Annotated in this window: 19 protein-coding genes and 2 pseudogenes; 9 read left to right on the top strand and 12 right to left on the bottom strand. The window is 61.1% G+C overall.

The genetic code is table 11. The features are described 5' to 3' along the window. Positions 1 to 90: 90 nt before the first annotated feature. The 10 genes from tnpC to BLW24_RS10215 form a co-directional block, all read right to left on the bottom strand. A complete protein-coding gene (gene tnpC / locus BLW24_RS10255; RefSeq protein WP_090375563.1) occupies positions 91 to 1,647 on the bottom strand; it encodes an IS66 family transposase in 1,557 nt (518 codons plus the stop codon). A gap of 18 nt (positions 1,648 to 1,665) precedes the next feature. Beyond that, a complete protein-coding gene (gene tnpB, locus BLW24_RS10250) occupies positions 1,666 to 2,061 on the bottom strand; it encodes an IS66 family insertion sequence element accessory protein TnpB (RefSeq protein WP_244161054.1) in 396 nt (131 codons plus the stop codon). A gap of 43 nt (positions 2,062 to 2,104) precedes the next feature. Then, positions 2,105 to 2,806: a PAS domain-containing protein gene (locus BLW24_RS10245; protein WP_276326460.1), complete on the bottom strand. Its 702-nt coding sequence runs from the start codon at positions 2,804 to 2,806 to the stop codon at positions 2,105 to 2,107. A gap of 3 nt (positions 2,807 to 2,809) precedes the next feature. Next, positions 2,810 to 2,983 (bottom strand): hypothetical protein, encoded by a 174-nt coding sequence (locus BLW24_RS25915; protein ID WP_167360353.1) that lies wholly within the window; start codon positions 2,981 to 2,983, stop codon positions 2,810 to 2,812. 106 nt (positions 2,984 to 3,089) lie between these two features. Then, positions 3,090 to 4,811 (bottom strand): SulP family inorganic anion transporter, encoded by a 1,722-nt coding sequence (locus tag BLW24_RS10240; RefSeq protein ID WP_090380000.1) that lies wholly within the window; start codon positions 4,809 to 4,811, stop codon positions 3,090 to 3,092. Further along, on the bottom strand, positions 4,801 to 5,664 hold the full coding sequence (locus BLW24_RS10235; protein WP_090379996.1) for an MBL fold metallo-hydrolase: 864 nt from the start codon (positions 5,662 to 5,664) through the stop codon (positions 4,801 to 4,803). The genes BLW24_RS10240 and BLW24_RS10235 overlap by 11 nt, the downstream gene beginning before the upstream one ends. Before the next feature lie 38 nt (positions 5,665 to 5,702). Further along, positions 5,703 to 6,119 (bottom strand): DUF6691 family protein, encoded by a 417-nt coding sequence (locus BLW24_RS10230; RefSeq protein ID WP_090379994.1) that lies wholly within the window; start codon positions 6,117 to 6,119, stop codon positions 5,703 to 5,705. Between the two features lie 2 nt (positions 6,120 to 6,121). Continuing rightward, the gene (locus tag BLW24_RS10225; RefSeq protein WP_090379991.1) at positions 6,122 to 6,553 is read right to left on the bottom strand and encodes a YeeE/YedE family protein; all 432 of its coding nucleotides are present in this window, start codon (positions 6,551 to 6,553) and stop codon (positions 6,122 to 6,124) included. After that, the gene (locus tag BLW24_RS10220; protein WP_090379987.1) at positions 6,550 to 6,876 is read right to left on the bottom strand and encodes an ArsR/SmtB family transcription factor; all 327 of its coding nucleotides are present in this window, start codon (positions 6,874 to 6,876) and stop codon (positions 6,550 to 6,552) included. The genes BLW24_RS10225 and BLW24_RS10220 overlap by 4 nt, the downstream gene beginning before the upstream one ends. Positions 6,877 to 7,053: 177 nt before the next feature. Continuing rightward, positions 7,054 to 8,316: an OprD family porin gene (locus tag BLW24_RS10215; protein ID WP_090379984.1), complete on the bottom strand. Its 1,263-nt coding sequence runs from the start codon at positions 8,314 to 8,316 to the stop codon at positions 7,054 to 7,056. Positions 8,317 to 8,548: 232 nt separating this feature from the next. On the opposite strand from BLW24_RS10215, the gene BLW24_RS25910 reads away from it, so the two are divergent. Beyond that, on the top strand, positions 8,549 to 8,716 hold the full coding sequence (locus BLW24_RS25910) for a hypothetical protein (protein ID WP_167360352.1): 168 nt from the start codon (positions 8,549 to 8,551) through the stop codon (positions 8,714 to 8,716). Positions 8,717 to 8,794: 78 nt separating this feature from the next. Here the strand turns inward: BLW24_RS25910 and BLW24_RS10210 are convergent, their stop codons facing one another. Together BLW24_RS10210 and desA are read right to left on the bottom strand one after the other, a co-directional pair. Next, positions 8,795 to 9,766 (bottom strand): GGDEF domain-containing protein, encoded by a 972-nt coding sequence (locus BLW24_RS10210; RefSeq protein ID WP_090379981.1) that lies wholly within the window; start codon positions 9,764 to 9,766, stop codon positions 8,795 to 8,797. A 161-nt stretch (positions 9,767 to 9,927) separates the two neighbouring features. Beyond that, entirely contained in the window at positions 9,928 to 11,115 is a 1,188-nt protein-coding gene (desA, locus tag BLW24_RS10205; protein ID WP_090379978.1) for a delta-9 fatty acid desaturase DesA, read from the bottom strand. Positions 11,116 to 11,283: 168 nt separating this feature from the next. On the opposite strand from desA, the gene dibA reads away from it, so the two are divergent. From dibA to BLW24_RS25580, 8 genes and pseudogenes are all read left to right on the top strand, one after another. Next, positions 11,284 to 13,572: a phosphodiesterase DibA gene (dibA, locus tag BLW24_RS10200; protein WP_090379973.1), complete on the top strand. Its 2,289-nt coding sequence runs from the start codon at positions 11,284 to 11,286 to the stop codon at positions 13,570 to 13,572. A 10-nt stretch (positions 13,573 to 13,582) separates the two neighbouring features. Further along, entirely contained in the window at positions 13,583 to 14,716 is a 1,134-nt protein-coding gene (locus BLW24_RS10195) for an HDOD domain-containing protein (RefSeq protein WP_090379970.1), read from the top strand. A gap of 40 nt (positions 14,717 to 14,756) precedes the next feature. Continuing rightward, positions 14,757 to 19,238 (top strand): PAS domain S-box protein, encoded by a 4,482-nt coding sequence (locus tag BLW24_RS10190; protein WP_244161138.1) that lies wholly within the window; start codon positions 14,757 to 14,759, stop codon positions 19,236 to 19,238. Next, positions 19,231 to 19,617 carry a response regulator gene (locus BLW24_RS10185; protein WP_090379967.1) on the top strand — a complete coding sequence of 129 codons (387 nt, stop codon included), beginning with the start codon at positions 19,231 to 19,233 and terminating at the stop codon, positions 19,615 to 19,617. Before BLW24_RS10190 ends, BLW24_RS10185 begins: the two co-directional genes overlap by 8 nt. Then, positions 19,610 to 21,261: pseudogene (locus BLW24_RS10180) on the top strand (diguanylate cyclase). Before BLW24_RS10185 ends, BLW24_RS10180 begins: the two are co-directional and overlap by 8 nt. Before the next feature lie 8 nt (positions 21,262 to 21,269). Further along, the gene (locus BLW24_RS10175; protein WP_090379964.1) at positions 21,270 to 21,725 is read left to right on the top strand and encodes a GNAT family N-acetyltransferase; all 456 of its coding nucleotides are present in this window, start codon (positions 21,270 to 21,272) and stop codon (positions 21,723 to 21,725) included. Positions 21,726 to 21,810: 85 nt separating this feature from the next. After that, positions 21,811 to 22,017, top strand: coding sequence for an FAD-binding protein (locus BLW24_RS10170; RefSeq protein WP_090379961.1), 207 nt, complete (start codon positions 21,811 to 21,813; stop codon positions 22,015 to 22,017). Further along, a pseudogene (locus BLW24_RS25580) lies at positions 21,984 to 22,091 on the top strand (IS5/IS1182 family transposase); the annotation flags it as partial. The gene BLW24_RS10170 and the pseudogene BLW24_RS25580, both read left to right, overlap by 34 nt. Positions 22,092 to 22,116: the final 25 nt, after the last annotated feature.

Below are 22,116 nucleotides of genomic sequence, written 5' to 3'. Positions count from 1 at the left end.
GTCAACTCAGCGGCAATGCCGCGCACCATCTGCATGGTTTCTTCGTAAGCGCTCCATAGACCCCACCTCCCTCTGGAGAGGTTTTGCGTTTTACAGTGGCGTCGTTGGTTGGCAGTTCCAAGGCAGCAGCGCTTCGTAGGCTTCAACGCTGTTGGCCAGCGGCAGGCGTTCGAGGACATGGCGCAGCCAGGCGTAGGGCTCCTGGCCATTGGTCTTGGCGGTTTCCACCAGGCTGTAGAGTTGGGCGCTGGCGGTCGCGCCTTTCGGCGTGTCGCTGAACAGCCAGTTCTTGCGACCTATGACGAAGGGCCGGATCGCGCGCTCGGCAGCGTTGTTATCGATCGGCAGGTGGCCAGCCTCGATGTAGCGTTCGAGTCGGCTCCAGTTGCTCGCCAGGTAGTTCACTGCTTTGCCCAGGGCATTCTGCGCCGTGACCTGCGGCTGGGTTTTCTCCAGCCAGGTCTTGAGCTGATCGAGGAGCGGTAGGCTGTGCTGCTGGCGGCCCCGGTAGCGCTGTTCATCGCTGGCATCCTTAAGTTCGCGCTCGATGCCGTAGAGCTTGTTGATCATCCCCAACGCGATGTCGGCACGCCCGGTTTTGCCCTTCGGTTGCACCTTTTGCGCTTCGACGAACTTGCGCCGCGCATGCGCCCAGCAGGCCAGGCGCTCAACACCTTGTTGTGCGGCCACGGCGTTGTAGCCGGCGTAATCGTCGGTCATCAGGTAGCCGCGATAACCGTCGAGCAGGCGCAGCGGCACCTCCTGCGCGCGGCTGGTTGTGTAGTCGAAGAGGATCACCGGTTTGCCAGGCGGGCCACCGGTCTGCACCCACATCCAGGAGTGGCTGCTCGGATCGCGCCCAGGCTCCTTGAGCACCTGCACGCGGGTTTCATCGCAGTGGATCACCGGACTGTCCAGCAGCCTGTCGCGCATCAGGTTGAGCAACGGTTGTAGCAGTTCGCCGCACTGGATCACCCAGCGCGCCAGGGTCTGCCGGGGGATGTCGATGCCATGGCGACTGAGCATCTTTTCGAAGCGATACAGTGGGATGCCGTCGGCGTATTTGCTGGTCAGCAGCATCGCCAGCACGCTCGGGCTGGCCAGCCTTTTCTCGATCAGTTGGGCCGGTTTGTCAGCGGTGACCGGCGCGCTTTCGCAGGCCTTGCAGGCATAGGTCTTGCGAATGTGGCGGATCACCTGAACCTGCATCGGGATGATTTCCAGCTGCTCGCTGGTTTCTTCGCCGATGGCCTGCTTGCGGCAACCGCATTCGCAGGTCAGTTCGTGTTCGGGCAGTTCGTGGATGACCTCGACACGCGGTAGTTCGGCCGGTAACGGCTTGCGCTTGCCGCGGCGCTTGGTCGGCGCAACGACTTCTTCCTCGACCTCAGCGGCCGGAGCTTCAGCCGCCGCTTCGGCCAGGCTTTCCGCTTCGTTGAACATCTCTAGCTGCGGTGAATCCGGGTCGCTGCTCTGCTCGGATTTACGGCCGAACAGGCGCTGGATCAACAGCGCGTTTTGTTCGCGCAGGCGCTCGATCTGCCCATCCTTGTCCTTGGCCAATTCCTGCGCCGACGACAACACCTCAGCGAGCAATTGCTTGAGCGCGGCGGGGTCATCAGGAAGGGTTTCGGGCACAGAAATCATGCCGTGGATTATACCGGCTCAGGTGACGAACCTAGGGGTCAAAACCTGGTGCGGCCGGTTGCGCCACAGGTCGATACCGTCCAACAACCAGTTCAACTCCTGGGCCGTCAGCACGATCGCATCTTCGCCAGGTTCCGGATGCGACTTGAAGCGTTCAGCCTCCAATCGCTTGAGCCACAGGCAAAAGCCGTTGCGCTCCCAATACAAAATCTTCACCCGGCTGCGCGCGCGGTTGAGGAAGACGAACAGCACCGGGTCGAACACCGCCACCTTGATATCCAGCTCGACCAGGGCGGCCAGGCCATCGATGGATTTTCGGAAATCCACCGGCTTGGGGTATAGATAGACTTTTTCGACTTTGGCGTCGGGGCGCATCATGACGGCTGGCTCCAGAAAGAAATTGGAGCTCAGCATTGGCTGGCCTGCGGATCATTTGTAGATGAGGTTTATGGAGCGCTTACGTTTCTTCGACCGTTTCGGCGCCCTTTATCGCGCTTTCATCGGTTTCCCGGGCGATATCAAAAGCCAGCTGGGCAGCGGCGGATTCGGCCTCGCGATGCTCCACCTGGTTGGTGATGTCACTGGCGAACTTGACCACCCCATATAACCGACCAGCCGCGTCATATAGGGGGTTATAAGTGGCGCGCAGCCACACCACACGACCACTTTTGGTCACGCGTTTGAAGCGATCGGAAATAAACTCGCCCTGGTTCAGGCGCTGCCAGAAGCGCCGATAGTCATCACTCGCCGCATCCTCATGGGTGCAGAACTGACGGTGATGCACGCCACGCACTTCCTCCAGGCGATAGCCCATGGTGCTGAGGAAGTTCTCATTGGCATCCTGCACCTCACCGGCCAGATTGAACTCGATCACCGCCGTCGAACGGTTGATCGCCTTCAGGTAACTATCATGCTGATGCTCGGCATGCATGCGCTCGGTGATGTCGGCAGCCAGTTTGATGACCTTGATGACCACTCCCTGGGGGTCGCGCACCGGCATATAGCTGGCTTCCAGCCAGACCTCACGGCCGCCCTTGGCAATACGCATATAGCGGTCACTGAAGCTCTCGCCATCGGCCAGACGCCGCCAGAACTGCGCATAAGCCGGGCTCGCCACCTGCTCCTTGCTGCAGAACATGCGGTGATGCTGGCCGCGGATATCTTACAGGCGATAGCCCATGGCTGCGAGAAATGGCGGGTTGGCATCGAGTATCTCGCCCTGGGCGGTGAACTCGATCATGGCGAAGGTTTGTCGGATGGACTCGATAACCTGCCGGCTGGTTGCCAGTTGCAGCAGGCACTGCTGCAACTCACTGCGAAGCTGTGATCCGAACATATGAAGCGCCTCAGAAAGGGCAATATTTGCTCAGGGCACACGGCAATCTATTCATCCCTGAACCAACCAGCGTATCGACACGCGATGCTTAACGTTTAGCTCAGACTCACTGCGCTCGCATGGCCCGCGCCGTACTTTCTTCATCCAGCGTGCGCAAAGCCTGGTACTGGCTGACAAATACCTGCCCACCAAAGCGCTGCAGAAAATCCGAACGCTGCAGCCGATCCATCACCGGCCCCTTCACTTCTGCCAGATGCAGCTGCACGCCAGCGCTGTGCAGGCGCTCGCCGATCGCCTCCAGAGTATCCAGGGCGCTGGCATCAATCTGATTGACCCCGGAACACATCAGCACCAGATGGCGCACGTTTGAACGTTTGGCGATCAGCGCGCCGATACGCTCTTCCAGAAACCGCGCATTGGGGAAGTACAGGCTTTCATCGACCCGCAGCGACAGCACGCTGGGGCTTTCCACAACCTGATAGCGCTCGACATTGCGAAAGTGCTCGCTGCCGGGCAGCTGGCCGACCACCGCCATATGCGGCCGGCTGGTACGCCAGAGAAACAACAGTAGCGACAGACTTACACCGAGCAGAATGCCAGCCTCAACACCGTACAACAGCACGCCGACCAGCGTTGCCAGCTGCGCCATGCCTTCCTGCGGCGAGTAGCGCCAGGTGCGGCGCAGGCCGGATACATCAATCAGCCCCACTACCGCGACAATAATGCTCGCGGCCAACACTGCTTGTGGCAGGTGCTGCAGCAACGGCGCCAGCCCCAGAACCGCCGCGAGCATCAGGCCGGCAGCAAATATGCCGACCAACGGCGTGGCCACATTGCTTTGCAACGCCAGCGCCGAGCGCGAAAAACTTGCGGCGACCGGCATACCACCACTGCAGGCGGCAGCGATATTGGCTGCACCCTGGCCGAGCAATTCCTGATCAGGGTTGATCGACTGACGCTTGCGCATCGCCTGACTCTGAGCGATGGATACCGACTCGACAAACCCCACCAGGGCAATCAACACGGCCGCCGGCAGCAACTCGCGCAGCAAGCCCAGCTCCAGGCCCGGCAGCTCTAGTGGCGGTAGACCCGCGGCCACCGTGCCAACCACCCGCACGCCATAAACTTCCAGCTGCAGCGCCGCGCCCAGGGCCATCACCAACAGCATCAACAGCAACGCACTCAACTGCCTGATACGCAGCGCCAGCACCTCAGGCATACCGAACATGCCCAGGTTACGCAGCACCAGCAGCAGCGCCAGACTGCCCAGCCCCAACAGCAGCGTCGGCAGGTGCAGCGCCGGCAGCTGCGCATACAGCGCGGGCAACACCTGCAGCAGGGTCAGCCCGTCTGCGGAGATGCCGAGTAAATGTTTGAACTGGCTAACCGCAATCAGCAGCGCCGAGCCGCTGACAAAGCCGGAAATCACCGGATGGCTGAGAAAGTTGGCGACAAAGCCCATCCGCAGCAGCCCCATCAGCAGCAGTAACACGCCGACCAGCAGGGTCAAGGTGGTGGCCGCGGCCAGATACGCCGCAGTACCGGCGGCCGCCACCGGGGCCAAGGCCGCGGCAGTCATCAGCGAGAGCACCGCCACCGGGCCGAACGACAGTGCCACGCCCGGACTGGCGCCGATCAAGGCATACACCACCAGCGGCAGAATGCTCGCGTACAACCCCGCCACCGCCGGCAACCCGGCCAGCTGCGCATAGGCCAACGCCTGTGGCACCAGCAGCAGACAGACCAGGTAGGCGGCGAGCAGATCGCGGCCAGCCTGATCACGGTCGTAACGACGCAAGGTAGTAAGCAGCGTCCACCTAGAAAACATTCAGCGGCACCTTGAGGTAACGCACACCATTGTCTTCGGCGGGCGGCAGATGGCCCGCACGCATATTCACCTGCACCGAGGGCAGTATCAGCGCAGGCATGCTCAGGCTGGCATCGCGGGTCTGGCGCATGGCGACAAAGGCCTCCTCGTCGACGCCCTGGTGCACATGCACGTTATGCGCGCGCTGCTCGGCTACGGTGCTCTGGTAGCGATGCTGCTCACGCCCCGGCGCCAGGTAATCGTGGCACATGAACAATTGGGTGCTATCGGGCAGGGCAAACAGCCGGCTAATCGAACGGTACAACGCCCGCGCATCGCCACCGGGAAAGTCGCAGCGCGCGGTGCCGTAATCCGGCATAAACAGGGTGTCGCCGACAAACGCCGCATCACCGATCAGGTAAGTCATACAGGCTGGGGTATGTCCAGGGGTATGCAGGGCGCGGGCATTTAGCGAGCCGAGCTGAAACACCTGTTCATCGCGGAACAACTGATCGAACTGGCGGCCATCAACGGCGAATTCGCTACCGGCATTGAACAACTGGCCGAGGGTGTTCTGCACCACGCGGATCTGCTCACCGATTGCCAATTGCCCACCCAAGACAGCCTTGAGATAGGGCGCAGCAGACAGGTGATCGGCATGCACATGGGTCTCCAGCAACCATTGCACGCTCAGGCCCTGCTCGCGCACGTAAGCGATCAGACGGTCGGCACTGGTGGTAGCGGTGCGCCCGGCCGCCGCATCGTAATCCAGCACCGAATCGATAATGGCGCACTGCGCGGTGGCCGGGTCACTGACGACATAGCTGTAGGTCGAGGTGGCAGGGTCGAAAAAGGCCTGAATCAACGGTGACATGGTAGCTCCTGCTTTGAACGTGATCTCCCGATCATCAATTACCCGCGCCGGCGTTCCAGCGCAGCAAACACAACCATGCCCACCAGCATGGCCACCACGAACAGCAGCACCTGCCAGCGCCCGGTGAGCAGAATCGCCACGGCCGGCCCCGGACAGATGCCGGCAATCCCCCAGCCGATACCGAACAACAGGCTGCCACCGATCAACCGCCGATCCAGCTTACGCTTGCCCGGCAACTGCATCGGCGCACCGAGCAGACTGCTGCGCTGCGCACGCGCCCAACTGAACGGCAGAAACGCCACGCCAATTGCCGCCACCATCACCAGAGCCAGCGATGGGTCCCAAGGACCTGCCAGATCGAGAAAGGCCAGCACCTTGGCCGGGTTGGCCATGCCTGCGCTAAGCAGACCGATGCCAAAGGTCACACCGGCGAGAAAGACCAACAGTTTGCGCATGCTCAAGCCCCCAGCAGATGACGCAGGACAAACACCGTGACGAAACCGGCGGCCATAAAACTCAAGGTGGCCGCCAGAGAACGCAGTGACAGCCGGGATAAACCACAGACACCATGCCCGCTGGTGCAGCCCGCGCCATAGCGGGTGCCAACACCGACCAGCAGACCGGCAACCGTCAGCGCCAGCCAGCCGCTGTCGATCTGAATCTCGGGCAGACGACTAAACAGCTGCCAGAGCAGCGGCGCGAGCAGCACGCCCAACAGAAACAGGCCCTTCTCGCCCCAGCCTTCACCGCGCTCCAACACACTGCCGAGCAGGCCGCTGATACCAGCCACCCGGCCATTCATCACAACGAACAGACTGGCGGCCAGGCCGATCAATGCGCCACCTGCCAGGGCGCTCCAGGGCGTGAAGTTGTACCAATCGATACTCATCGTTGCTCACCGGCGCAGAACAGCTGATACAGGGTGTTGATCACCGCCAGCGCCGCCGGGCTGCTGATGCAGTAATAGATCTGCTTACCCTCACGACGGGTCGCCACCAGCCCTTCACGGCGCAGCACCGCCAGCTGCTGCGACAGCGTCGGCTGCTGAATACCCAGCAGGGTTTCCAGCTCGCTGACATTGCGCTCGCCCTGAGAGAGCTGACACAGCAACAGCAGCCGATCCGGATTGCCCAGGGCCTTGAGCAACTGCCCCGCCGCATCGGCATTGGCGCGCAGTTGCTGGATATCGAGCGGAGGGTGTTCAAGCGTCATGGCAAGCGACTCAATTGAGATAAAAACAATCTATTCTTTTGTATATTGAATGGCAAGCACCGCCCAGTCACCGCACAGAGGTCAATCGCAGGCGATAAAAAACCCGGAACAGAGTCCGGGTTTGGTTTGCTACTCAGGCTGGGCTGGATGCAACAGCTCAGCCTGAAACCGCCACAATCAGAGCAGTGGCAGGGTGTAGCTGACGATTAGACGGTTTTCGTCGAGGTCGCGACCAAAGTTGTTGCGCATGGTCGCATTACGCCAGCGCACACCCAGGTTCTTCAGGGCGCCTTCTTGGAACACATACATCAGTTCGGTGTTGCGCTCACGCTCTTTACCCTCAGAAACGTTGCGACCGCGGTCGATGTTGTCGCCCGACAGGAAGCGCGTCATAAAGGTCAAACCAGGCACGCCAACAGAAGCAAAGTCGAAGTCATAACGTGCTTGGTAGGACTTCTCGTCCTTGGCCGCGAAGTTGCCAATCTGCACATAGTTGACCAGGAACGGATCAGTACCACCGACATAGGCGAAACCGGTGTCACCACTCATCTTCTGGTAGCCGAGGCCAAATTTATGACCGCTCAGGGCATAGGTCACCATCGCACCGAATGCCTTGTTATCGACATTGCTCAGGCCGTCATCGGTGGAGCGAGCATAGCGCACGTCGGTCTTCAGGCTCTGCTTGTCGCCCAGCGGCATTACATGCACCAGATTGAAAGAATGCTGTTTGTACAGGTCTTCCAGATTGGAATAGTAATAACCCGCCGTCAGATCCTTGGTGAGTTTGTAGTTACCGCCAGCAAAGACGAACTCGTTGGACTGGTTGACGGCACCACCCTTGATTTGGATACCGCTCAAGGAGTAGGTATTCAGGCTCATGTCTTCGTAGTCTTGCGAGTTGCGGTTGTTGACCTCATCGAGGTAACCCGCATCCAGGGTCAGACCATCAATTTCCTGGGATACCAGGTTACCGCCACGGAAAACTTGCGGCAGCAGGCGGCTGTCGCTGGAGGCGATCGCCTGATTCTTGAACTGCATCTGGCCGACGCGCAGAGTGCTTTTGGAAACCTTGGCCTTGGCCGCTACAGCCAGACCGGAGTAGTTATCTTGGGAGCCCTTGGACGAACGATCCGGAACCAGCAGACCACTGCCTGCAGTGCCATCTCCCGAGTCCAGCTTGAAGCCGAACATGCCGATGGCGTCGAGACCGAAACCGACGATGCCTTCGGTGAAGCCCGACTCAGCGCGCAGGATAAAGCCTTGGGCCCATTCTTCGGACTTGTGCGGACCCGCGTCTTCACGGAAGTCGCGGTTGTAGTAGAAGTTACGCGCTTCGAGGCTGGCTTTGCTGTCGCCGATAAAGTCGGCATGGGCGACTTGGCTCAGGGACAAGCCCAGGGTACTGGCCGCGACGGCCAGGGCCAGGGAGGTCTTTCTCATTATGTGTTCTCCAGTTGTGTGTGTGGGTTGCACATCGACGCGGGTACTGTCTTCAGCCTGTGAAGCGGCAGGCGCGCACCGAATTCGGGGAGTTATTGCAGGGCCAGACACCGGGCAGGCGAACAGCTGCCGCAGCCAGGGCCGGCCGTGCAATAAGCTAAATCAGGTGAGCGTGTGAAGGCAATCAGCGCGAGCTGGGAAATGAGGACATAGCAGCGGACAGGTAAAAATCATGGCGCAGGTCTCTTCATTTTTATTGTCGGCCGATCATCCCGGCCGTTATGCGCTGAGCCCTACGCAGATACTGTGCCAGCTGCCCAAAACAGCTCGCCGACGCATCTATTACAAGGTTTTACAGATTTATGACGAGGTCTTTGCAGGCCTGACAAAGAAGCAATAAGCGGTTTTTTGCCGACAGCAAAAAGCCAAAAGGCGGGTTATCGCCAGCACCCCAAACCAACGGCATGCCCGCGCGTGATCAATCCACCACGATCTGATTTTTGCCCTGGCGTTTGGCTCGGTACATCGCGGCATCGGCGCGTGCATACAGAGCATCCAGGCTGGCATCTTCAGGGCGCAGGCTGGTCAGGCCCTGGCTCAGGGTCACGCCGAAAGTGCTGCCCTCGTGACTGAAACTCAGGCGGCGCGCCTCGCGCTGCAGACGTTCGGCAATCTGCTCGGCCAGTTCCGGCTCGCAGCGTGGAAACAGCGCGGCAAATTCCTCACCGCCGATGCGCCCGAACAGATCCCCCCGGCGCAAGGTGGTAGCACCGCTGTAGGCCAGACGCTGCAACACCTGATCGCCCATCTGGTGGCCATAACGATCATTGACCTGCTTGAAATCGTCGAGATCGAGCAGCAGAAAGGCCAACGGGCTGCCGTATTCACGGGCTTGCTCGAACTCGCGCTGGGCGCATTCGAAGAAATGCCGACGGTTACTGCTCTGGGTCAGTACATCGGTGGTGGCCAGGCGGTGTAACTCGCCTTCCAGCTGCTTCTTCTCGGTGATGTCTTCGGCGATGCCGACGATGATATGCGGCTTGCCCGGCGAGCTTTCGCGGCTGACAAAACACTTGTCGCTAAGCCAGCGCAGTTGGCCGTCGCCACGGATGATGCGGTATTCGCGGGCTTCGACCGCACCGGTTTCCAGCACCTGGGCAAAGCTTTCGGCGGCGTAATCCAGGTCGTCGGGGTAGATGCTGTTGCGCCACTCTTCATAACCGGCCAGCAGCAGCGCGGCGGAACGCCCGAAAACCCGCTCGTAGGCTGGGCTGACGTAAATCACTCGTTTGGTATCCCAATCAAACGCCCAGAGCACTGCATTGACGCTGCCCAGCAAGGTGCTGAACAACTGCTCGCGCTCCTGCAGGCGCGCCACCTCGGCGCGGGTATGCAACAGCGCCAGGGTCAATTCTTCCTGTTCGAGCTGCTGCCTGCTGACTTCATCCATAGCCATCGCCATTGCACTCAGTTACCGGGCAATGGCTGAAGCATACGCCAGAAATAAACAAGGGTCGGGGGGCATTTGCATCATCACCCCGCGACAACCGCCGGGCGCAACTCAGATAGCAAAAGCCCGCCAAGTGGCGGGCTTGAGCGACAGCGCAGGCGTTAGACGGCCCCTGCAGGACGCAACGAGTAGGTTTTCAGCTGCTCGGCAAACTCGCGCAGCGACTGAATACCGCTGGCTTCGGCATCACTGACCCAGTGTTTGATGGCCTCAAGCATGTCGTGGCCATTGGCGCTGGTTTTCACCCAGATCTGCTGCAGGGCCAGGCGCTTCTCGTAAATCACCTTGAGCGCCTGGCTCTGCTCCAGCATGCGCTGGATACGCGCCTGATGGCCTTCATCGAGCAGGCTCGGCTCACGCGACAACAAGCGCTTGGCGCGGTGGAAATGATGGCGTACCGAGGCATCGGCCTTGGCCAGTTCCTGCTGCACCAGTGGTGCAATCACCAGCTTGCGGTACTGCGCCATGATCTGGAAACGGTTGTTGAGAATGGCCATGGCGGTGTCCATGTCCAGGCTGCGCTTGCCTTCGACACGATGGGCGATGGGCGCTACACGCTGCACCTGGGCCAGGCCAAGCAGGCTGAACAGCTTGATCCAGAACCAGCCCATATCGAATTCCCACTTCTTCACCGACAGCTTGGCCGAGTTCGGGTAGGTGTGGTGGTTGTTATGCAGCTCTTCGCCGCCGATCAGGATGCCCCAGGGCAGCAGATTGGTCGCCGCATCGCGGCACTCGAAGTTGCGATAGCCGACAGCATGGCCGAGACCGTTGATCACGCCCGCCGCCCACACCGGAATCCACATCATCTGGATTGCCCAGATGGTGATGCCGGCAGCGCCAAACAGGGCCAGGTCGATGGTCCCCATAAGCGCCACGCCGCCAACCGGGAAGCGCGAGTAGAGGTTGCGCTCGATCCAGTCTTCGGGGCAGTTCTTGCCGTAGATGCGCAGGGTTTCCGGGTTCTGCGCTTCTTCGCGGTACAGCTCCGCACCCTTGCGCAGTACGGTGCTCAGGCCCTTGATCACCGGGCTGTGCGGGTCATCGACGGTTTCGCATTTGGCGTGGTGCTTACGGTGAATCGCGGCCCACTCGCGGGTATTCTGCGCCGTGGTCAACCACAGCCAGAAGCGGAAGAAGTGTTTCAGCGCCGGATGCAATTCGAGGGCGCGATGCGCCGAGTAGCGATGCAGATAAACCGTGACGCTGACGATGGTCACGTGCGTCATCAGCAGGGTGACCGCGATCAACTGCCAGATCGACAGGTCAAGAAAACCGTTGTACCACATGGATCGTGTGCCTCGTGCAGAAGGAAAGACGCCGCTTATTGTTAGCACACGTCGCCAGCCATTATCCCTGACCAGGATCAGAAAACCAGTTGGTCTTTTGCATAAGAATGCCGCCCCCTTATCAGCATCTATACTGCCGGTCTTAGACAAAGGACTGACTTAAACCCCATGAATGCACCACAAGGCGCTTGGCGCCTGACTCTCAGCTATATGCTCGCCGCTGCTCTCTGGGTGCTGTTCAGCGACGGCTTGCTGGTCGCCCTCGGCCTGTCGCTGCCGCAACTGGAACGCGCGCAACTGTTCAAGGGGCTGGCGTTTGTGCTGCTTACCGCAGGCCTGCTGTACGCCGTGCTGCGCACCCACCACGCGCAGCAGCGCCAGACGCATCAAGCATTGCAGCGCAGCGAGAAGCGCCTGCATCAGGCACTGGAAGCGGCCAAAGATGGTATATGGGACTGGGATCTGCAGACCCAGACGCTGTATTTCTCCCCTGGTTATGCGGCTCTGCTCGGCCTGCCTCCCGATGCCCTGGGCACAGACCCACAACACTGGCTGCAACGCCTGCACGCCGATGACCGCGCCAGTTTCGACAGCAACCTGGAGCAGCGTCTGGCCGCGCGCAACCCGGCGCCTTACGAGGTCAACTATCGCCTGCGGCATGAGGACGGCAGCTACCGCTGGATTCAGTCACGTGGCCGCCTATTGCTCGACGATCACAACCAGGCCGAACGCCTGATCGGCACCGCCAGCGACATCACCCAGCGGCGCAAGGACGAAGACAGCCTGCGCCAGGCTGCAGCAGTATTCGATGCCACCCAGGAAGGTGTACTGGTCACCGATGCGCAGCAGCGTATCGTCCACTGCAACCCGGCCTTTAGTCGCATCACCGGTTACAGCCAGGAAGAGATTCTCGGCCAGTCACCGAGCATGCTGAAATCCGGGCGGCACGATAAAGGCTTCTATGAAAGTCTGTGGAATGCCCTGCAAAGCCGCGGAGCCTGGAGTGGCGAGGTGTGGAACCGGCGCAAGAGCGGCGAGATTTACCCGCAGTGGCAATGCATCCGGGTGATCCACGATGAACTGGGCGAAATCAGCCACTACGTCGCGGTGTTCTCTGATATCAGCGCGCTAAAACGCTCACAACACGAGCTGGATTACCTGGCGCATCACGACCCGTTAAGCAACCTGCCCAACCGCCTGCTGTTCACCGAGCGTGTCGAACACGCCCTCGAACGTGCCAAACACGATGAGCTGAGTGGTGCGGTGCTGTTGATCGACCTCGACCACTTCAAGCACATCAACGAAAGCCTCGGCCACACCATTGGCGATTTGCTGCTCAAGGACGTCGGCGAGCGCCTTAGCCAACAGCTCGGCAAACGCATGACGCTCGCGCGCCTGGGCGGCGACGAGTTTGGCCTACTCGATGAAAGCTGCAGCAGCGCCGAACAGGCGGCAGTGATTGCCCAACGTCTACAGGCCTGCCTGACCCAGCCCTTCAAAACCAGCCAGCAGGAGCTGTTTATCACCGCCAGCATCGGCATCAGCCTGTATCCCAGTGAGGCCAGTGATGTTGGCCAGGTACTGCGCAACGCGGACTCCGCGCTGTTCAAGGCAAAAAACAGTGGCCGCGAAAGCTATGCTTTCTACAGCCAGGAACTGACCGAACACGCGCGCCAGCGGGTCGAGCTGGCCAGCGCCCTGCGCCATGCCCTCGATCATCAGGAACTGCGCGTCTATTACCAGCCACTGATCTGCCTGCGCAGCCAGGAGATGATCGGCGTCGAAGCCCTGGTGCGCTGGCAGCATCCGCAACGCGGGCTGGTGGCGCCCGGCGAATTTATCCCGATTGCCGAAGAGACCGGATTGATCGGCGCCATCGACGCCTGGGTGCTGGAACAGAGTTGCCGGCAGATGGTCGCCTGGCAACTCGCCGGACATCAGCTGAGGTTTGTCGCGGTGAATGTCTCCAGCCGCCTGTTCGGCCGTGGCGAGCTCGACCTGCGGGTGGCCGAGGTATTGCGCGATACCGGCCTCGCCCCGGCGCACCTGGAGCTGGAAGTCACCGAAAGCGCGGTGATGGAAAACCCCGACGCAGCCCTGGCCTTGCTCGAACGCCTGCGCGCCCTCGGTATACGCCTGGCCATCGATGACTTCGGCACCGGCTACAGCTCCCTGGCACGCCTCAAGCGTCTGCCGGTACACAAACTCAAACTCGACCAGAGCTTTGTCAGCGGCCTGCCGCATGATCAGGATGATATAGCCATCACCCGCGCGGTGATCGCCCTCGGCCACAGCATGGGCCTCAAGGTGCTGGCAGAAGGGATTGAACAGCTCGAACAGGCCGAATTGCTCCAGAAACTCGGCTGCGACCACGCCCAAGGCTATTATTTCGGCCGTCCGCAACCTGCAAAGCAGCTGGCCACACACTTGGCACTGAGCGCCGCAACAACGAACTAAGGCACCCCGTATGCGGATCATGATTCTGGAAGACGACAGCTGGATCGCCGATCTACTCAAGCAGATCGTCCTCAGCCTGCGCCCCTGCTGCCAGGTGGTATGCCTGGAGAACGTCAGCGCGGCCCTGCGCGAATGGCAGCAGCGCCCGGCCGACATGGTCATCTGCGACTGGAACCTGCCGGATGGCCCCGGCACGCGCCTGCTCGAGCAGGTACGCCGCGACAACAGCAGCACGCCGCTGGTGGTGATCACTGGCCGCTCCGACCGCGCCAGCGTACTGGCCGTGCGTGCCCTGAAAATCAGCACTTTTATCAGCAAACCCTTCCAGGCCGCGCATGTTGCGGCTTGCCTGGCAACCCTATTGCCCGCAGACAACGACGAGCAGCCATCCCAGGCTAGCAACACCCCGCACGACCTGCTCGACCACCTGCGCAGCCTGCCCAGCAGCGCCTTGCAATTACCACTCAAGGCGCATGTGCGTGATCGTCTGCTGCAAAACTTCAAGGGCGAGCAGATCGACCTGCGCGAGCTGGCCAACGAGTGGCAGCACGATCCAGCACTTAGCGCGCGCCTGCTCGCCGTGGCCAACAGCAGTGCCTACAACCAAGTCGAAAAACCCTGCACCAATCTACTTGAGGCGCTGCACAAACTCGGCGCGATCAACAGCCTCAACCTGGCACTGAGCCTGGCCCTACGCCAATGCAGCGCGCTGGATAACGCCCTGCTGCGCCTGTTTGCCCAGGCGCATCTGGACAGTACCGAGCAGCTGATCGAACGCAGCACCCACCTCGCCCGTCAGTGCGCCATGGACCCTGCCCCCTTCCATACCGCCGCGCTGTTACACCGTATGGGCGAGCTCTGTGTGCTGTATCTGGCGCAGGTGTGGCAGGACAGCGGACAAAGCTTCAGCGAGGCCCAGGTTATGCAGGCACTCGATCAGTTCAGCAGCCCCTTTGCCATCAGCATCAAGGCCCAATGGCACTTGCCAATGCAGCTGCGCGAGCTGATCGGCGCGTGCTACAACCTGCCGGCCAATAACGTCAAACGCGAGAACATCCTCATGCGCCTGGCCGCCTGCGAACTCAACAGCGCACCTGATGACCCTGAGCTGGCGCGCCTGCGCCGACTGGCGGGGCTGAGCTGAGTGACGTTCTGCATGCCTAGCCAGGCGATGGAGCGGATGGATGCTTAAGCCATTCAAACCCAACACCATCCACTGGATTGTCGGCCTCGGCAGCCTGGGCCTGGCGCTGTTTTTCAGTGTGCTCGGCGGCTTTGCCCTGAATGAGCGGGAAACCCTGTGGAACCTGCAAATCGCCAAGCAGCATGAACTGCAAAGCCTGACCCTGCGCAACAGCCAGCAGGAGCTGCAGCAACAGGCGCAGCTGCTGGCCGAAACCATTGCCGCCGACTCCTGGCTGGTCGAGCTGGTGCGCCAGGCCTATGCGCTGCAAAGCAATGATCCGACAGACACACACAGCCTGAGTGCCATCCGCAGCCAGTTGTACACCCGTATCGCCCCGCGCTGGCGCAACCTGCAAGGCATCCGCCCGTTCGCCCTGTATGTGCATCTGGCGCCTACGGCCGAGGTGCTGCTGCGGGTGCATAAGCCGCAGTGGTTTGCTGACTTCCCTGCTGCACAGCGGCCCATGCTGCTCGACAGCCTGAACTATGGGGTGGCAACTGCAGGCCTGGCGACCAGTGGCGACAACCTGAGCATGCGCGCCATCGTGCCCCTGCAGGTGGAAAGCCCAGCAGGCCTGCTGAGTGTCGGCGCGCTGGAGGTGAGCCTGGATGTGCTGAGCAACCTGCAACAGCTGGACCGCGAACTGGATGCAGGAGTGGCCTTACTGATCAAGCGCCAACTACGAGCGCCAGGCAGTAGCGGTGAAACGTTGCGCGCACCGGTTACAAAGCGCAATCAATGGCACCTGGCAGGTTATTCCCAGGTGCAGGTGCAGCGCTGGCAAACACAACATCGTCTGCCAGACCCCGAAGCAGGCAATACCTTCAAGCTACTCGACGTTCAAGGCCGCACCTACCTGCTCAACCAGGTGTATTTGAACGGCTATCAGGCTGATCCTGCCAATATCGGCAGCCCGCTACTGGCCCTGACCTGGCGCGATATCACCGCGCTGTACAACCTGCACCAGCGCGACAAGCGCTGGCTGGTAATCAAGTGGCTGCTGGCCTGGCTCGCCGCGGAAATGCTCTTGCTGTTGCTGTTGCAGGCCACAAGGCACAGCAGCCAACTGGTCATGCGCCGCCACCACGCCGAGCTGCAAAACAAGCACCAGCAATCTGAAGAGTCGCGCCAGTTGCTGGCATTGATTACCCAGACCCAGGCGGCCTATATCAACGCGGACAACCAGCGCGAGGCTTTCGACACCCTGCTCGGGCGCATTCTCGAGGTCAGCGCCAGCCAGTTCGGCTTTGTCGGGGAAATCCGCCATGACGAAGCCGGCACGCCTTTTCTGCGCACCTTCGCCATCAGCAATATCGCCTGGGACGCACAAAGCCGCGCCTTCTATGCCGCCCATGCGCCGCAGGGCCTGGAATTTCGCAACCTCGACACCCTGTTCGGCCAGGTGATCCGCAGCGGTCAGATGCTGATCAGCAACGACCCGATCAATCACCCGCACAGCGCTGGTCTGCCGCCGGGGCATCCGCCCTTGCTGGCGTTTGCCGGCCTGCCCATTCACGCCAACGGCGAGCTGCGCGGCATGCTCGGCCTGGCCAATCGCACAGGCGGCTACGACGAACAGTTCGCCGCCCAACTGCAACCGCTGCTGACCACCCTCGGCCAGTTACTTGAAGCCCTGCGTCGCGATACCCAGCGCACGCAGACCCAGCAGCGCATGCAGCGCCAGCAGGCAGCCCTGCGCGCGCTCAACGAGATTGCCGCACTGCCGAAACTGAGCACCCACGAGCAACTGCGCCAAGCCCTGCAGCTGGGCGCCGAGTTCTATGGCATGCCGATCGGCATCATCAGTCAGATCGACGCGGACACCTACCAGGTCAGGGTGCAGGTGTCGCCGCCCGATACCCTGCAGGACGGCCAGTGCTTTACCCTCGGCGACACCTATTGCAGCATCACCCTGCGCAGCAACGATGTGCTGGCCATTGCAGCCATGGGCCAAAGCGAACATGCCGCACACCCCTGCTACCCACTGTTCGCCCTGGAAAGCTATATCGGCACCAGTATCTGGGTCGCTGGCAAGCGCTTCGGCACCCTGTGCTTCGCCTCAAGCGAAGTGCGCAGCACAGCGTTTGACGATGCCGACGAAGAATTCATACGCCTGTTCGCCCGCTGGGTCGGCGCCACCCTGGAGCGCATGCGCCATGAAGAGCAGACGCGAGAGGCACGACGCTTCCTGCAAGCGGTGCTCGACTCGGCCACCGGCGTGGCGATCATCACCAGCGACTGCGACGGCCTGATCACCCTGTTCAATTCCGGCGCCGAACGCCTGCTGGGTTATCGCAGCGCAGAAGTGATCGGTCGGCACAGTCCGGCGCTGTTCCACTTGGCCGAGGAAATACAGGAGCGTGGTCAGCAACTAAGTCATCAGTTCGGCACTGAAGTCAGCGGTTTTACGGTGTTTACTCGCCTCCCCGACCTGGGCGAGCCGGAAACCCGCCAGTGGACCTACCGGCGCAAAAACGGCGAGCAACGCATCGTCAACCTCACCGTCAGCGCCATGCGGAATGCCGAAGGGGTGATCACCGGTTACCTGGGCATCGCCAGCGATATCAACGACCTGCAGCAGACCACCCGCGCCCTGCAAAAAAGCGAAAGTCGTTTCCGTGGCCTGGTCAGCAGCCTGCCAGGCGCGGTGTACCGCTGCCGCAACGATGCCGACTGGTCGATGAGCTACCTCAGTGAAGAAATTCAAGCGTTCAGCGGCTACCCGGCTAGCGACTTTATCAACAACCGCGTACGCAGCTTTTCCAGCGTGGTGCATCCCGACGACCTGCCCATCACCTACCGCGCAGTAGCTGCTATCGAGCGCCAGGAATCCTTCGAGCTGACCTACCGCCTGCTGCATGCCGACGGCCACAGCGTCTGGGTACGGGAAAAGGGCCGCGGCGAATACGATAACCACGGCGAGCTGCAATGGATTTCCGGCTTTATCTGGGACATCAGCGACCGCAAGGCGGTGGAGGATCAGCTGCGCCTTAGCCAGCAGCGCTTCAGCAACGCGTTCAGCCTGGCGCCTCAGGGCATGGCTCTGGTCTCGCTGCAAGGGCAGTGGCTGGAAGTTAATGATCAACTCTGTGAAATGCTCGGCTACAGCCGCGAGCAGTTACTGTGCAGCGACTTCCAGCAGATCACCCACCCAGACGACCTGGAAGCCGACTTGCAGCATATTGAGGAGCTGCTAGCCGGTGAGATCAGCACCTACCAGATGGAGAAACGCTACCTGGACAGCCAGAGGCGGATCATCTGGGTACTGATGAGCGTATCGCTGGTACGCGACAGCGACGATAAGCCGGTGCACTTCGTGGTGCAGATTCAGGACTTCAACGAGCGTATCGCTTCAGAAATGGCCATTAGGGAACGCGAGGACTACCTACGCGCCCTGCTCGACAACGTGCTCGACGCGATTATTACCATCGATCAGCAGGGCTATATCGAAACCTTCAACCACGCTGCCGAGCGCATCTTCGGCTACAGCCACCTGGAGGTGTCCGGGCACCGCGGGACCTTGCTATTGCCCGAACCACAGCGCTCGATGCGCGCACGCTACCTCAGCCACTTCCTGAAAACCGGCATCCAACAGATGCTCGGCAAGGAAATCGAGCTGACCGCCATGCGCAGCAATGGCGAGACATTCACCATCGAGCTGGCCATCTCGCAGATCAGCCACCAGGGCGAGCGGCGTTTTATCGCGGTAATCCGGGATATCGAAGAGCGCAAACGCATCGAGCGAATGAAAAACGAATTCGTCTCCACCGTCAGCCACGAACTGCGCACCCCGCTCACCGCCATCTCAGGCTCACTTGGCCTGATCAATGGTGGCGTGCTGGGCGAAGTACCTGAGGCTATTCAGCAGATGCTACAAATCGCCCAGGACAACAGCCAACGCCTCAACCTGCTGATCAACGACCTGCTCGATATGGAAAAGCTGGTGGCCGGCAAGATGCTTTTCGAGCTGCACGATGAAGCGCTGCAACCACTATTGGAACAGGCCATCGAAGAAAACCAGCCATACGCCAGCCACTACCAGGTGCAACTGCAGCTACAAGGCCCGCCGACCCAGGCCCGCGTGCGCGTCGACAAACTGCGTCTGGCCCAGGTACTGGCCAACCTGCTATCAAATGCGGCGAAGTTCTCGCCTCAGGGGCAAACAGTGGAAGTGCGGGTAGAGCAACACGACGCGCTTGTCCGCGTCAGCGTGACCGACCACGGCCCCGGTGTGCCGGAAAATTTCCAGGCGCGGATTTTCAGCAAATTCTCCCAGGCCGACGCCACCGACACCCGGCAGAAAGGCGGCACTGGCCTGGGCCTGGCGATCAGCAAGGAAATCATCGAACGCATAGGCGGAAAGATCGGTTTCCACTCCAGCCCCGGTCACGGCGCGACTTTCTGGTTCGAACTGGCTACCCTGGCCCTAGAGACGACGCCCGAATCGCCCGCCAGCCCCGAGGAAAATCGGCATGCCTGAGTTGCAACGCATCCTGCACGTGGAAGACGATCCATCGATCCAGGCCGTAGCCAAGCTGGCACTCGAAGCGGTGGGCGGCTTTCAGGTGCTCAGCTGCTCATCCGGTCGGGACGCGCTGGATCAACTGCAGGGCTTTGCTCCGGACTTTATCCTGCTGGATGTGATGATGCCGGACATGGACGGCCCACAAACCCTGGCGCAGATCGCCCGGCTGATCGACATCAACCAGGTGCCAGTGGCCTTTATGACCGCCAAGGTGCAACCGACGGAAGTCGCCCATTACCGTAGCCTCGGCGCCCGCGACGTGATCATCAAACCCTTCGACCCCATGCAGCTGGCCGCGCAGGTGCGCAAGATCTGGAGCCTGGCCCTTGAGTAAAGGCAAAAACACCGCCGATGAACTGCAGCAACATCTGCAGCAGTTGAGCAATGCCTTCGCCGTGCGCCTGCAGGTAGAACTGCCCGCCCTCGCACAGAACGCCGAACGCCTGTTGCACGCCGCCGACCCGCAGGAGCAGCTGCAGCACCTGCAAAGCCTGCGCGACCAATTGCACAAGCTGGCCGGCGCCGCTGGAACCTTCGGCTTCAGCAGCCTCGGCCAGCGCGCCCGCGAGCTGGAACTGGAAGCCGATCAGTGGCTGGAAACCCTGCAGCAGGAACAACAGAGCCTGCAGGACTTCAGCCGCAGCCTGCAGCAACTGGCGCGCCAACAGTTTCAGGCCGAACGTAGCCAGGAAACCGCTACCCGCACGGTCAAGCCGCCGCGGCCGAACAGCAGCGCGCGGCGCATCTATATCCTCGAAGACCAGTTGTCGATTGGCGAAAACATGCGCCTGACGCTGAACAATTTCGGCTATCACGCCGAGCACTTCAGCCGCATCAGCGAGCTCGACGCCGCGCTGCAAGAGCAACTGCCCGATGCGCTGATCGTCGACGTCAACCTGCCCGACGAAAGCCTCACCGGCCTGGGATATGCCGCCAGTCTGCAACAGCGCCTGGACGAACCGCTGCCGCTGCTGGTGATCACCACCCAGGACGATTTCGCCACCTACCTGGAAGCCGTGCGTGTTGGCGCCATGGTTTTTTTCACCAAGCCGGTGGACATTCCGCAACTGGAGAACCGCCTGGAGCGCTGCTTCGCCCAGCAACAGGGCGAGCCGTATCGGGTGCTGATCATCGACGACGACCTCGAGCTGGCCAGCCGTTTCAGCCTGATTCTGCGCGGCGCCAATATGCTGGTGGAGATGCTTCACGAGCCCGCCGACATCTTCGCCAGCATGCGCAGCTTTAACCCCGAGGTAGTCCTACTGGACGTCAGCATGCCCGGTTGCACCGGCCCAGAGCTGGCGCAGATCATCCGCATGAACGACGACTGGCTGCGCGTGCCGATCATCTACCTGTCGGCAGAAACCGATATCAACCGTCAGATGAACGCACTGATCAAGGCCGGCGATGACTTCGTCACCAAACCGATTTCCGACAATGCCCTGGTCGCCGCCGTGTTCTCCCGCGCCCAGCGCGCGCGCCTGTTGAGCAATGCGCTGGCGCGCGACAGCCTCACCGGGCTGCTCAAGCACGCCGATATCAAGGAGCAGGCAGCGGTCGAACTGGAACGCGCACTGCGTAGCGGCAAGCCGGCCAGCGTGGCGATGCTGGATATCGACTTCTTCAAGAAGGTCAACGACAGCTACGGCCATGCCGCCGGTGACAACGTGATTCGCGCCCTGGCCAACCTGCTGCGCCAACGCCTGCGACGCATCGACAGCCTGGGCCGCTATGGTGGCGAAGAATTCCTCGTGGTACTGCCGGACTGCCCGTCGGATCAGGCATTGCGCATCCTCGATGAAATTCGCCAGCGCTTTGCCGAGCTGCAGTTTATCGCCCATGGCCAGCAGTTCTCGGTAACCCTGAGCGCTGGCATCGCCTCCACCGAAGCCCCCCGGCGAGTGCCGACGACCTGCTGGATAAGGCCGACCGCGCGTTGTACGAGGCCAAACACAACGGCCGCAATCAGGTGCGCTGAAGCTGACCATGAGCCTGGATATTCGCGCCTGCGACGCCGCGCAGCTACCCATGGACCTGCTGCTGGAAGCCGATCCGCATCTGCCGCATGTACAGGCCTACCTGGCGGCCGGCCATTGCTACCGCGCGCAACAGAATGGCGTGACTGTCGGCGCCTATGTGCTGCAGGCGCGCAGCCTCGGCACGCTGGAGCTGATGAATATCGCCGTCGCGCCGAACTGCCAGGCCCAGGGCATCGGCACACAGCTGCTGCAACATGCTCTGCACAGCGCCAGGCAGTTGGGCGCTACACGCCTGGAAGTCGCCACCGGCAGCTTCGGCCACCAACTGACCTTCTACCAGCGCGCCGGCCTGCGGGTGTACGCGGTCGAACCGGATTACTTCCTGCAACACTACCTCGAGCCACTATTCGAACAGGGCCTGCAGCATAGGGATCGCCTGCGTCTGGCTATCGACTTCGGCTAGTTCAGGTGTCTTCTCGCTTGGCTTTATGAAATTTATCACGTAGATTTTCATGAAATTAACCAAATAGAATTTCATGAGGCGCGCCATGTTCAGACAATCCGCCCAGCATATCGGCACCTACTACGCCGGCACCTATCCGGGTCCGATCCCGCTGCGGCCGCGCCTGCAGGAAGCGTTGCAGCGTGAGGTGCTGATTATCGGTGGCGGTTTCAGCGGGCTGCACACGGCGCTGCGCCTGGCCCTGGCGGGCAAGAAGGTCGTGGCTTGGCCAAGAACACGGCGCAACTGGTGACGCTGTTCGCGCTGTCGAACCTGTGGATGGCACGCCGACATTTACTGACCAATGCAGGAGAGGTGCGCCTGTAATGCGGGAAATGGCTGCCGCGAGCTA

Source organism: Pseudomonas anguilliseptica, from assembly GCF_900105355.1.
GTDB lineage: Bacteria > Pseudomonadota > Gammaproteobacteria > Pseudomonadales > Pseudomonadaceae > Aquipseudomonas > Aquipseudomonas anguilliseptica.
This window is presented reverse-complemented; position numbering and strand designations above follow the sequence as displayed.